Here is a 12,916-nt window from a genome sequence, read left to right on the forward strand (position 1 = left end):
AGTCAGCGGTGGGCGTGCCGGCATGGGATGCCCGGCATGGAATGCATACGGACTAAAAAACCAGCCATGGTTGCGGGACGAAATACTGATTGTATGAACCAAATCAAGCCCCCAAAAGAAGCCTAGTTTTTGACTCTATAAAATAAACATTATAGAAAAACACCTACTACTCCTCACATCCACTCAAATTCCCTAAAAACAAACGAAGAAAACTCTTATCTTGCCTGTTTGTCTCAAACTAACATTCTCCCGTGAAAAAGATTATTACCGCCTTACTGCTGGTCAGTTGGGCACTGGTTTCGCAGGCCCAGCAAACGCCTTCCTGGCTGCGATATCCGGCCCTTTCGCCCGATGGAAAAACGATCGTATTCACCTACAAAGGTGATCTTTGGAAAGTGGCCGCTACGGGTGGTGTCGCCACACCGCTGACGTTCCACGAAGCCCATGACTTCATGCCCGTATGGTCCCGCGATAGCAAAACCATCGCCTTTGCGTCGGATCGTTACGGAAACTTCGATGTATTCACCATTGCTGTCGACGGCGGGGAGGCCAAACGCGTGACGTACCACTCGGCGGCCGAGTACCCCTACGAGTTTACGCCCGATGGGAAGCAGGTCGTGTTTGGTTCTGCCCGCATGGACGTGGCCAGCAACCGACAGTTCCCGACGGGATCACAACCGGAATTGTACAAAGTCTCCCTACAGGGTGGCCGCGTCGAGCAGCTCTTTACGACGCCCGCTGAGGACGTGAAATTTAGTAAAGACGGCAACAAGCTGGTATACCACGATAAAAAAGGCGGCGAAAACGCCTGGCGGAAGCACCACGTTTCCTCCATTACGCGGGACATCTGGGTGTACGATGCCAAAGCCAAGAAGCATACCAAACTCACCACCTTTGCCGGAGAAGACCGGAATCCGATTTTCGCCGATAACGATAAAAGTTTGGTGTACCTGAGCGAAGGCAACGGCTCCTTCAACGTCTACAAACTTTCGCTGGACAATCCGACGCAGCCGCAGGCCCTGACTTCCTTCAAAAAACACCCCGTACGGTTTTTGAGTCAGGCTCAGAACGGTACGCTGTGTTTTAGCTACGACGGTGATCTGTATACGATGCAGCCCAGCGGCAAACCGCAAAAGCTGAGTATTAGCATCGCCGCCGATGCCCGTAGCAACAATGAAAAAGTACTGCCCGTCAGCGGTGGTGTTCGCGGTATGGCTGTATCACCCAATGGCAAAGAAGTTGCTTTCTTGTTCCGGGGGGAAGTATTCGTCAGCTCCCTTGAAGGTGGTATTACCAAACGCATTACCAACACCCCTGAGCAGGAAACCGACGTCAGCTTCTCGCCCGATGGCAAAGCCCTGCTGTACGCGTCCGAACGCGGTAATACCTGGAAGATCTACGAAACCCGGATTACCCGCAAGGAAGAACCCTATTTCTACGCTTCCACGCTGATCAAGGAAACCCCGATTATCGACAACAGCAAGGAAAACTACGAGCCGGAGTATTCGCCCGACGGCAAGGAAATCGCCTTTATCGAAAACCGGATGACGCTGAAGGTATACAACATCGCCTCCAAGCAGACCCGTAGTATTCTGACCGATAAGGAATTATTCTCGATGCGGGATAATGACCAGTACTTCCAGTGGAGTCCCGACAGTAAATGGTTCTTGTTTGATTACAGCATGCCGGGCATCGCCGCCGGAGAAATCGGTATCGTAGAGGCCAGCGGCAAGGGGAAAGTACGCAACCTGACCGAAAGTGGTTTCCAGGATTTCCGGGCCAAGTGGGTCATGGGGGGTAAAGCCATGCTCTGGTTCAGTAACCGCGACGGTTTGCGGGCGGCGGCCATGAGCGGCGGCGGTACCTCAGACGTATACGCGATGTTCTTTACGCAGGAAGCCTTTGACAAGTTTAAATTGAGTAAGGAAGAGGCGGCTCTGGCGAAGGACATCGACGAAAAAAACGCGAAAGCCGATACTACCAAGAAGAAGGACGCTAAAGTTGCCAAGAAGGACAGCGTCAAAAATATCCTGATCGAGTGGGAAGGACTGGCGGATCGTAAGGCGAAACTGACCATCCATTCGGCTTCGTTAGCTGATGCCCTGATCAGTAAAGACGGTGAAACGCTGTATTACCTCGCCCGTTTTGAGAAAGGCTATAACCTGTGGTCGACGAACCTGCGTACCAAAGAAACCAAAATGCTGATTCCGCTGAACTCCGGTGGGGGCTCAATGGTGTGGGACAAAGACCAGAAGAACATTTTCCTGAATACGGACGGTCGCATTGTGAAAATTGATCCGGCTACCTCGAAACAGGAAGGCATCAACGTCAGCGGTGAAATGATGCTGAATACGCTGGCCGAGCGGCAGTTTATGTTCGAGCACGTATGGCGTCGCACTAAAGAGACCTTCTATACGGGCGGCTACCACGGCATCAACTGGGATAGCTACAAACCCGATTACGAAAAGTATCTGCCGCACATCAGCAACAACTACGAATTTTCGGAAATGCTAAGCGAGTTGCTGGGTGAGCTGAACGTGTCGCACAGTGGTTCTTCGTACGGAAGCTTCAACGCCAACGCCGATCAGACGGCGTCGCTGGGTATTTTCTACGATCCGAACTTTAGCGGAAACGGCATCAAGGTGGAAGAAGTGCTGGCCAATGGTCCCCTATCGAAGGCGAATCTGAACGTAAAGCCCGGCATGATCATCGAAGCCATCGACGGCGAAACGATTACGCCCGCCCGCGATCTGGCCCAGTACCTGAACCGTAAGGCGGGTAAGAATACCTTGCTGACGGTGGTAGACGGCAAAGAACGTCGCGAAATCATTGTGAAGCCCGTATCGCTGGGTGAGGAGAGTACGCTGCTGTACCGTCGCTGGGTGAAACGTAATCAGGATGAAGTCGAACGCCTGAGCAAGGGTCAACTCGGTTACGTACACATTCCGGGCATGAACGACGGAGCGTACCGTATGACTTACGAAGAAGTGATGGGCAAGTATGCCGATAAAAAAGGAATTGTCATTGATACCCGCTTCAACGGCGGAGGCGATCTCGTGGCCGATCTGGCGATGTTCCTTTCGGGCAAGAAGTTCATGGATTACACCACGGATACCCGCAGTAACGGCTACGAACCCAACTTCCGCTGGACGAAGCCGAGCATTTCGCTGGCCAACGAGGCTAATTATTCCGACGGTCACTGCTACGCCTTTACCGTGCAGGAAATGAAGCTGGGCAAACTGGTCGGTCAGCCCGTACCGGGCACCTGTACCTTCGCGGGTTGGGAATCCCTACAGGACAACAGCGTTCGCTGGGGCGTACCGCCGCTGGGCGTAAAAGCCATGAACGGCAAATACCTCGAAAACTGGCAAACCGAACCCGACATCAAAGTCTGGAACGACTACGAGCAGGTAAGCACCGGCAAAGATCAGCAACTGGAAAAGGCGGTTGAGGTGTTGTTGGGAGAGGTGAGGTAATGAATCGTATAAAAGTCAACCGCGATTTTGCAAGATCGAGGGTTGACTTTTATAGCCTAAATCCGTATTGAAAGAGAATTTGTGAAGTTAATTGCCAACTCTTCCAGTTGCCGTGCAGAGCTATATAGTGTTTCCATTTTGGCAAAGTTGTCTTCTTTGGTCAAGGTTTCTGGTGAATATCCTGTATGTGCGATATGATGTCTTATCTTCAATATATCATTTATAGCTTTTTTGTTATTAACTGAATCTTGGAGCTTCAGTGTAATTTTATCTATGCCAATTACGCTTGAGAAAATTAAGTCTATTTTATCTGTATTAGGAGTATTGAAATGTTTAATTTTTTCTTTTAGATTGTTTTTTAAAATAATGTGTAATCTTGAATCAACAGTATTATTGCAAATATTTTTTATACAATGGTGTAATAAGTCTTCGATAAATACTTGCCAATATGAAACTAAAAGTACTATGTAAGATTTTAATAGATGGGACTCTTTTATTGACTTTTTATTAATATTTTGATTGTCATTCAAATCGTCTATAATCAATAGTAAATGTTTGAGACTTACAAGTTTTTTGCTAAATATTTGCAAAGGGGTTTTGGTTAATAACAATGATGCCATTTTGATAAATATTAAAATGTTTGATAATTAGTCATTTTCTTTTTCAATTTCATCTTTTAAGAGATTTTCTATTTTTTCTTTACGATGATTTAACTTGTTCTTAGACTTGCTTTCTAAAATTGCTGCTAATTTCCCAAATCCCGGTATTCCTTCTAAACGTTCTAATGTTAATTGAAACTTATAACTTTGTTCTAATGCTTCCATTATTGGATGATCAGAAGTTTCGTAATTAGAAATTAATTTTCCCGGATTTTCTGAAGAAATCTGTAGAAAATTTGAAAGCAATCTTACCTTTAATTCCTCAGACTGGTCTTTGTCAATTATGTTAGATATTTGAGTAGATAAGCCTTCGTAAGTTTTACTCAATACTTCTTTATGGGCATATTCTTCTATTAATCTTTTTGACAAATTCATCTTTTTGCTAGCTGAGTAGGTAAACCAGAGTATAGGTATATACATAGGTATTATAGCTAATACCAATCTGGGAGATTTCATGATGACGTCTTCCAGTTTAAAGCCCTGTAATAGGAATAAAATACTAATTACAAGAGGAATCATACTGACGCCTATCATAAGATAAATTCCATTGTTAAAGTTTTTCTGTAATTTTTCTGAAAATTTTTCTTCATTATTTTTTTCTCTGAAAAAGCAGAACTAAGACCTGCAGTTAAAGCATTAGGTAAAAGACTTCTAATTTCACTGTTAATAGATTGATATTTAATTGTATGTTCTTTTTCAAAATCTATAAATTTTGTTTGATAATCATTTCTTAAAGAGTCAACCTCCTCTAAAGATTTGGATAACTGATTTGATAATTCTGTATAAGACTTTTCGAGCTCGTATTTTAGACCTTCTACTTTAGTATCTTCATTGGCATCATTTTGAATATAGCCAAATATTTCTCTATGTAAATCATCAATTTCTTTTTTTCTCTTATTTATAGAAGAAAGACTAATTCCTGATTTCTCTAGATTTTGCTCTATTTCAGCAATGAAAGAACTTATATCATTTAATTTTACATCTAAATTTGGATATTTTAATATAAATTCATTAATATTATTTATTCTTTTGTTTAGTTCAATGAATTGAACTTTTATATCTGCTTCTAAATTATTAATGGAATTTACTGTTGACTCTATAGATTTCTCGTGTTCATGAGAATTTGTTTTGGTTTTTTCTAAATCATCAACAGTTTTATTTGCGATCAATAATTGATCTTTAATTTCTTTAATTAATAAAGAGGCTTCTCCTAACCTATTCTCAGTCTTATTTTTGAATTCGGATGCTTTTTTTGAATGTTGTGCAGCTTCATTTTGAGATTCACTAGCATTTTTAGTTAATTGTTTTTGTATTTCACTTTGTGTTTTTTCTATGATTAAAACTCGATTCCACAGTTTTTTTCTTTCCTCATCTAAATATTCAATTTGTTTAGATGAACCGTCGAAAATGCCCATAGTGAAGTTGGTAGATAGTTAAATCCTTAAATAAAGGATTTTTTTTGTATTTAACAATATACACAAGGATTTTTTGAAAAACTTATATTTTTAAATATAAATTAAACTCACTTTAAGATTTAGCGAGGCGTCATCAACAACGGCTTGGCCTGTTCTTGACGCCAAATGAAACGTTACTTGAAAAAAGAAATTTATTAAATAATAACATATATATAAATTACATGTCTTAATAAGTATTATTCAAAATAAAGCAGATAACAGTCTGGCTATCCCTATAGAAAAGACTTCCTAATCATAAATTGACTATGAAAAGAACCATTTACAATCCTGCCCTGAAGGAAACCATTGTATTCGTGACTACTTCTGAAGAAACTTCCGGTGCGTACTCTGAACTTGAAATTTCTTTAGAGCCCGGTGGCGGTAATCCCATGCATTACCACAAAGCGTATACGGAACTGTTTACTGCCCAGGAAGGAGTATTAGGCATGGAATTGAAGCATGGAAAGAAGATATTTTTGAAACCGGGAGAATCGTATTTAGTAAAAAAAGGAGAAAATCACCGTTTCTTTAATCAGAACGACCATCCTATTACGTTCACCAACAAGGTAGTTCCCGGTTCTACGGGTTTGGAGAATACACTAAGAATTCTGTGTGGCTTAGCTCAGGATGGACACTATTCAAAAGCGAATATTCCTAGTAATCTCTATCATATGGGAATAGGTGCGGTGATGAGCGATATGAGGTTGACGGGTCTGGCAGGACTCATCACAACGCCCTTGGTTAGCGTGCTGGCTTATCTGGGACGTAAGAAGGGGATTGAAGAAGCTTTGATTCAAAAGTATTGCGTATAACCCTAAGTAATGCTCCCGCCATTGTTGGTGTCTAGCGAAGCGTCACCAACAAATTCCCACGTGAATCCTGTATTACTATGTGTGTTGATACTGTATGTTCGCATCCGCCCTTTCCCTTCACTCTACCTTTTACGTCCCGTAGAAGTAACCTGCTGAATTAAGCTTATGACCATCGGGTAAGGAGCAGGCAACAAAACCCCAGGGTTAGCGGTTTTACTGGCATGAAAGCCCATACCCTGAAACAGAGCTCCGTACGCAAGATCGAAATCGTGAAAGTGACGGAGGGCGAGCGTTTTCCTTATACTGATGCGGTTTCCGTGGAAGAGCCCTTGGAAATCAGATTTTCGTATGAGGATCAGGCCACAACGATCACCAAAAATATATCCGTAACCATGCGGACGCCGGGCGACGATGCCGAGCTGGCCCTTGGATTCTTGTTCACGGAAGGCATTCTTTCGGATCCGCAGCAGATCCGGAGCGTTGATCATGCTCGGGCGGTATGTTCCCGTAATGCTGAGAATGTGATTATCGTTGAGCTTGCCGCGGGTTTCGTGCCCCAACTGATGCATGCCGATCGGAATTTTTATACCACTTCCAGCTGTGGCGTTTGCGGCAAAGGCTCCATCGCCTCCATCCGAACGGTCAGTGCCTTTCAAAAACTGGACCAAAAACCGCAGGCGTTCGCCTCGAAACGATTTATCAGCTCGCTGAAAAATTACAAACTTTCCAAAGCAATTTCAGTGCTACCGGCGGCATCCACGCGTCGGGACTTTTTGATTTTGATGGAAATCTGCTGGCCCTGCGGGAAGATGTCGGAAGGCACAATGCCCTGGATAAACTCATCGGAAATGCTTTCCTTACCGGGCAATTACCGCTTAGGGATCGGATTTTGGTACTAAGCGGCCGAGCCAGCTTCGAGCTGATTCAGAAAGCAGCCATGGCCGGTATTTCGGTAGTTGCGGCGATCGGGGCTCCTTCCAGCCTAGCCGTGGATCTGGCTAAGGAATTTGATGTTACTTTACTGGGATTTATGCGTCATAATCGATTCAATATATACCATTCCGGAAGCCATTTTAACATTGAGGGATACTGAAAGTGCTTGCTTTCGTATTGCCGATACCCCGCACGAGTAACTTAACTACTACCCAAACTTAAATCTTAGCTACCCGCCTTATGAAAACGAATGAAAATGATAAAAAAATAGCAGATCCTACCAGTCCGTTACCTGCCGCAGAACCCCCGCATCAGTTGTTGGATTTAAAACACAAATCACCTAAAAGCTGGGCCGCCGGTGCTCCGGCCGTCAAGCATTCGGTGGAGCAGCTGGTAAAAAATGATTCGGTGCTGCGGGGTGGAAAAGCGTTGTTTGCCATGAATCAGTTTGGCGGCTTCGATTGCCCCAGCTGTGCCTGGCCCGATCCCGACGATGAGCGTTCGCGATTGGGTGAATATTGCGAAAGCGGAGCCAAAGCACTCGCCGAGGAAGCTACTTCCAAAAAGATCGGGGCAGACTTTTTCAGAGAAAATTCAGTATACGACCTATCCAAACGGTCTGATTATGAAATTAGTCAGTTAGGCCGAATCGCGGAACCGATGTATTTGCCCCAGGGCGGAACGCATTACCAGCCCATCAGCTGGGAAGGGGCCTTCGCTAAAATTGCTGAAAAGTTAAACGGCCTGGCTTCCCCCAACGAGGCCATCTTCTATACGTCGGGAAGAACGAGTAACGAGGCGACCTGGGTTTATCAGTTATTCGCCCGCGAGTTTGGTACCAATAACTTCCCGGATTGCTCCAATATGTGTCACGAAACCTCTGGCTACGCCCTGACGCGGTGCATCGGTATCGGCAAAGGAACCGTGAAGCTGGAAGATTTTTACGACTCCGAACTCATCATTATCATCGGACAGAATCCGGGTACCAACTCTCCGCGGATGCTTTCGGCCTTAGCCCGGGGGAAGAAAAACGGAGCGAAGATTATGGCCATTAATCCGCTACCGGAAGCCGGTTTGATGGGTTTCAAAGATCCACAAAGTCCGAGTGCCCTGCTGAAGAAACCGCTCGAATTGTCAGATCTCTATCTTCCCGTTAAAATCAACGGAGACATGGCCTTGCTCAAAGCCCTGCAAATACTATTGCTGGAAGAGGAAGCCAAAAATCCCGGAAAAGTGCTCGATCTTGAGTTCATCGCCAATAAAACGGCCGGTTTTGACGCTCTGGTGGAGGAATTGAAGCAGTATGACCTAGCTTTTCTTTCGGAAGCCTGTGGTGTTTCGATTGAAAAACTGAGCGAAGCAGCTCAACTGATTGCCGCCCGGAAACGAATCCTGATTGCTTGGGGAATGGGAATTACGCAGCAGCCCAATGGCGTGGAAATGATCTACAATATGGTGAATCTGTTGCTGATGAAAGGCAGTATTGGGATCAAAGGGGGTGGTGTGTGTCCGGTACGGGGCCATAGTAATGTGCAGGGCAACCGGACCCTCCTAATCAATCACCATCCGACTAAAGAGCAACTGGACAAACTGGAATCGTTTTACGGGTTTAACGTTCCCAGAGCGGGTGGTTACGATGTGGTGAAGGCACTGAAAGCCATGCACGAGGAGAAGGTGAAATTTATGTTCTGCATGGGCGGAAATTTCCTATCCGCCGCTCCCGATACTACCTATTCCGCCGAAGCGATGCGAAAGCTGGAAATGTCCGTAATCGTTTCCATCAAGCTGAATCGTAACCACTTGGTTCACGGCAAAGAAGCCTTGATTCTTCCAGTTATTTCCCGAAGTGAAAAAGACCTAGTAAATGGAGAGCTGCAACACGTGAGTACGGAAAACTCAATGGGCGTGATCGAGTCGTCACGTGGCGTACTGGAACCCATTTCGGAACACCTGATCAATGAAACGCACGTGGCCTGCCGAATGGCGAAAGCGGTTTTGGGTGAACGTTCCGTGATTGATTGGGACCGGTTCATGAACAGTTATGACGCCATTCGTGAGGATGTGGAGCAGTGTATTCCGGGCTTTGAAAGGTATAATGAACGCGTCGTGCAAAAGGGTGGGTTTTATCTGCCGAATTCAGCCAGAGATGGTAAATTCAATAGCGAACCATACCCCGGAAAAGCAGCGTTTAACGTAACCCCAATTCCGGATAATACGCTGGCCGACGACGAATATCTGATGGGAACGACTCGAACCCACGATCAATTCAATACCGTTATTTATGGTTTAGACGATCGGTACCGCGGGATTTTCAATGAACGGAGAGTGGTGATGATGAACGAAAAAGATATGGCGAAAGCCGGACTTAAAGAAGGCGATAAGGTGGATTTGTTCAATTATGATGATGGAATCGAGCGGGTTGCTCCGTTATTTATCGTTGTAAAATATTCGATTCCGCAAAAAGTACGATGACGTATTTCCCGGAAGCCAATGTCTTGGTATCGATTAATAATGTGGTGAAAGGGGCAAATATGCCGGCATCCAAGTATGTTAAGATTAAGATTCGTAGGCATAAGCCTGAACTGGATAAGACGGTAGGTTAATAGGTGCTAGTAGTGGCAGGTGCTATGTGTTAATCTGTACCTAGGTATGGGTTTAACACATAGGCACCTGTTCGTTTAAGCGTTAATGAGACACTTGAAATTATAGTTTATCACTTGCTTCACTTACAGATTAAAATTTTCCCGGATACATGCTTGGGCTATGATTGATTTAAATCGCGAATATTTTTCAAAGAACTTTGAATTACAAAGTAAATGCGTTTACCTTTACGGTGATAAGTAGTAAGCGGGGTGATAAGTGGAAAGCGGGGTAGTGATCTGGGTTACCATAAACTAAAAGAAGTTGGAGAGGTATATGGATCAGATCCATCCAGACTTTTGCCCATGTAGCCAGGGTGTATTAGAAAGAGAAGCGATTAGCCAAAGAATTTACGAGGCTGGAACGAATGAACCGGGAAGCTAAAAACGTATACCATGTTCCGTTTAGAAGTGGTGGCATGTAGTCTAACGGGTTAATCTACTATTTGTTACTAAAGTTGTTTCAGAATAGATAGAATTTCAGCGTTAAATTATGTTTATAAAGCAACTAGGATTCATCTGCAATTCAGGTTATAGTGGATTACCTTTATAAAAAATAATCCACATTTTCTGATAATGAACGTTTTATTGAATTATCCCTATCGGTATGCAAACATTTTTCATTGCCACAGCAACTGTTATGTTTTTTTTAGTTCCCTTGAGTATTCTTTCTCTTTTTGGTATTCCTGTATATAGTTTAATCCATCACTTGTTGAAGAAACGCATTGAAAATAAGACGAATAGAAGGCTAATGCTTTGGTTGTTGACGATTTTATCTACGCCTGTATTTTTTGTAAGTTGTATTGTCTTTTTTTTATGGTCACAAGTTATTATCCTAAACACGCCTTTACAGAAAATAGGTGGGCTACAGAAAAAGAGACACGTTATCAAATGGAAGATGATCTTATCAATAGCAGATTATTGGTTGGGAAAACAAAAGCGGAGGTTGTTCAAATAGTAGGACTAGAGGGAAATGAATTAAAGAGCGATTCCTGGAGATATTTTATGGGAAAAAAACCAGGTTTCACTTTTGAATCATCCCAGATAGAAGTAAACTATAAAGATGGAAAAGTGGAAACGGTTGGCAGGATGAAACCTACGGATTAATGAGCTTAAGTCACATAGGAAATCTCGTTTTACGTTAAGTGTCAAGTGAAGCAGTATAGACGGGACATTCTTATAACGATTAATAGATCATTAGCTTAAAAGGGCCTGCTTATAAAAAATCATCAGTTGTTTCGAAAGAGGTCTTTCCTAGCTACGAAGATAGACAGGCAAAATTATCAGATACTAGTCCATATATTGCTAAAATTTAACTATACAATGAAAAAATAGTACAGAGAATAGGGTAGAGTGGGGCTGAATTTTGCGGCTCAAACAAAACCTGAGTTTCATGAAAGCATTAACCATTACTTCTCTCCTTGCTTTATCGCTGGTTTCCAGTTCCTGTACCGACCACGTAAATCCGGAAGAACCTGCAAAACTCTTAGCTTTTCCCGGAGCGGAAGGTTTTGGCCGCTATGCCACTGGAGGCCGGGGCGGTAAGGTGGTAGAAGTGACCAACCTCAACGATAGTGGTGCGGGAAGCTTTCGGGAGGCTCTGCGGGCTTTTCCTGGTGAGCCGATCACGATTGTGTTTCGGGTTGGAGGGACGATTGAACTTCAGTCTGAGATTAAAGTAACCCGATCCAACTTTACCGTTGCCGGCCAAACGGCTCCCGGCGATGGCATTTGTCTGAAAGGGCATTCGTTTATTCTCAACGGAGCCCGGGCGGCCAGCCAGGGCGGCAATCACGGAAACATCATCATTCGCTACCTGCGTTCGCGTCCGGGGGGCGATAATCCCAAAGGTATTTATGGGTTCGACATGGAGAATTGTCATAACGTCATTGTGGATCACTGCTCGTTTAGCTGGGCCAACGAAGAGTGTGCGGCGATGTATGACACGAAAAACGTTACCGTACAATGGAGTATCGTCAGTGAAGGCCTGTACAACGCCGGTCACGCCAAGGGAACGCGATCGTACGGAGGGGTGTGGGGCGGTCAGTACGCCTCGTATCATCACAACCTGATTGCTCATCAGAACAGCCGTACGATACGCTTCAATGGAGCCCGGGCTCATGATACTACCGCAGTGGTTGATTACCGGAACAACGTAATCTACAACTGGGGGAATAACAATGCCTGTGCGGGAGGGAGCGTCAATATTCCGGGTGGAAAATCGGAGATCAACATGGTCAACAACTATTACAAACCCGGTCCTGCGGCACCCAATACCATTAAGTTTATGCGTTGCGATTATGACGTGAATGGTCAGTATGGGGTGGGAAGATGGCACTTGTCGGGAAATATCATGGAAGGACGGGCCGATCTGACCAATGACAATTGGCTGGGACTGGATGCGGCTCCTATTCCCGAAGCCGAACGTCCGAAAATCAAGTCAACCACTGCTTTTGCCGTGGCCGACATCAAACAGGAATCGGCTACTCAGGCGTTTGAATCGGTGTTACTGAAAGCGGGGGCTACGTTGCCCAAACGCGATGTCGTCGATAGTCGGGTTGTGAATGAAACCCGCTCAGGGACGGCTTCAGGCTCGGGTAGTTTTGGCAAACCTGGTATCATTGATCATCCCAATGCGGTAGGCGGCTGGCCCGTGTACGCTACTGCCGCGGCCCCCTTAGACTCCGATCAAGACGGAATGCCCGATCGCTGGGAGGAAGCGAATGGCCTGAATCCTAACAATGCGGAGGATCGCAATACAATTCATAAGAGCGGATATACCATGCTGGAAGTCTATCTGAATACGCTGTAGTGTAGCCAGGTAGGTACAAAATAAAAAGCCGATCAGTACTGATCGGCTTTTTTAGTAGCGGGAACAGGACTCGAACCTGTGACCTTTGGTTATGAGCCCAACGAGCTGCCAACTGCTCCATCCCGCGGTGT

9 protein-coding genes, 1 tRNA gene and 1 pseudogene are annotated in these 12,916 nt (G+C 44.8%); 7 read left to right on the forward strand and 4 right to left on the reverse strand.

The features are described from left to right. Positions 1 to 251: 251 nt before the first annotated feature. Positions 252 to 3,476: a S41 family peptidase gene (locus tag BWI93_RS10545; RefSeq protein WP_094811045.1), complete on the forward strand. Its 3,225-nt coding sequence runs from the start codon at positions 252 to 254 to the stop codon at positions 3,474 to 3,476. A 56-nt stretch (positions 3,477 to 3,532) separates the two neighbouring features. Here BWI93_RS10545 and BWI93_RS10550 read toward each other — a convergent pair whose 3' ends face one another. Genes BWI93_RS10550 through BWI93_RS10560 form a run of 3 tightly spaced genes read right to left on the reverse strand, consistent with a single transcriptional unit; the run spans position 3,533 to position 5,550 of the window. Continuing rightward, positions 3,533 to 4,096, reverse strand: a complete 564-nt coding sequence (locus tag BWI93_RS10550) for a HEPN domain-containing protein (protein WP_094811047.1) — start codon at positions 4,094 to 4,096, stop codon at positions 3,533 to 3,535. 27 nt (positions 4,097 to 4,123) lie between these two features. Beyond that, on the reverse strand, positions 4,124 to 4,654 hold the full coding sequence (locus BWI93_RS10555; protein ID WP_176454192.1) for a hypothetical protein: 531 nt from the start codon (positions 4,652 to 4,654) through the stop codon (positions 4,124 to 4,126). A gap of 11 nt (positions 4,655 to 4,665) precedes the next feature. Further along, positions 4,666 to 5,550 (reverse strand): hypothetical protein, encoded by an 885-nt coding sequence (locus BWI93_RS10560; protein ID WP_094811051.1) that lies wholly within the window; start codon positions 5,548 to 5,550, stop codon positions 4,666 to 4,668. Between the two features lie 305 nt (positions 5,551 to 5,855). On the opposite strand from BWI93_RS10560, the gene BWI93_RS10565 reads away from it, so the two are divergent. The 6 genes and pseudogenes from BWI93_RS10565 to BWI93_RS10585 all read left to right on the forward strand — a co-directional run bounded on the left by BWI93_RS10565 (position 5,856) and on the right by BWI93_RS10585 (position 12,785). Then, positions 5,856 to 6,401: a cupin domain-containing protein gene (locus BWI93_RS10565; protein WP_094811053.1), complete on the forward strand. Its 546-nt coding sequence runs from the start codon at positions 5,856 to 5,858 to the stop codon at positions 6,399 to 6,401. Positions 6,402 to 6,793: 392 nt separating this feature from the next. Then, a pseudogene (locus BWI93_RS29525) lies at positions 6,794 to 6,997 on the forward strand (formate dehydrogenase accessory sulfurtransferase FdhD); the annotation flags it as partial. A gap of 11 nt (positions 6,998 to 7,008) precedes the next feature. Next, positions 7,009 to 7,494: a formate dehydrogenase accessory sulfurtransferase FdhD gene (locus tag BWI93_RS29530; RefSeq protein ID WP_369679135.1), complete on the forward strand. Its 486-nt coding sequence runs from the start codon at positions 7,009 to 7,011 to the stop codon at positions 7,492 to 7,494. 80 nt (positions 7,495 to 7,574) lie between these two features. Next, the gene (locus BWI93_RS10575) at positions 7,575 to 9,806 is read left to right on the forward strand and encodes an FdhF/YdeP family oxidoreductase (RefSeq protein WP_255157797.1); all 2,232 of its coding nucleotides are present in this window, start codon (positions 7,575 to 7,577) and stop codon (positions 9,804 to 9,806) included. 983 nt (positions 9,807 to 10,789) lie between these two features. Further along, entirely contained in the window at positions 10,790 to 11,080 is a 291-nt protein-coding gene (locus BWI93_RS10580; protein ID WP_141217427.1) for a hypothetical protein, read from the forward strand. Positions 11,081 to 11,366: 286 nt separating this feature from the next. After that, complete coding sequence (locus BWI93_RS10585) at positions 11,367 to 12,785, forward strand: polysaccharide lyase family 1 protein (RefSeq protein WP_094811057.1); 1,419 nt, start codon at positions 11,367 to 11,369, stop codon at positions 12,783 to 12,785. Positions 12,786 to 12,840: 55 nt separating this feature from the next. Here BWI93_RS10585 and BWI93_RS10590 read toward each other — a convergent pair. Further along, positions 12,841 to 12,912 (reverse strand) — tRNA-OTHER (locus BWI93_RS10590). Positions 12,913 to 12,916: the final 4 nt, after the last annotated feature.

This window comes from Siphonobacter sp. BAB-5385, from assembly GCF_002261125.1.
In the GTDB taxonomy this organism is placed as follows: domain Bacteria; phylum Bacteroidota; class Bacteroidia; order Cytophagales; family Spirosomataceae; genus Siphonobacter.

Coding starts and splice junctions, on each gene's coding strand:
- BWI93_RS10550 (WP_094811047.1), bottom strand. CDS start 4,096: ATGGCATCATTGTTATTAACCAAAACCCCTTTGCAAATATTTAGCAAA.
- BWI93_RS10555 (WP_176454192.1), bottom strand. CDS start 4,654: ATGATTCCTCTTGTAATTAGTATTTTATTCCTATTACAGGGCTTTAAA.
- BWI93_RS10560 (WP_094811051.1), bottom strand. CDS start 5,550: ATGGGCATTTTCGACGGTTCATCTAAACAAATTGAATATTTAGATGAG.
- BWI93_RS10565 (WP_094811053.1), top strand. CDS start 5,856: ATGAAAAGAACCATTTACAATCCTGCCCTGAAGGAAACCATTGTATTC.
- BWI93_RS10575 (WP_255157797.1), top strand. CDS start 7,575: ATGAAAACGAATGAAAATGATAAAAAAATAGCAGATCCTACCAGTCCG.
- BWI93_RS10580 (WP_141217427.1), top strand. CDS start 10,790: ATGGTCACAAGTTATTATCCTAAACACGCCTTTACAGAAAATAGGTGG.
- BWI93_RS10585 (WP_094811057.1), top strand. CDS start 11,367: ATGAAAGCATTAACCATTACTTCTCTCCTTGCTTTATCGCTGGTTTCC.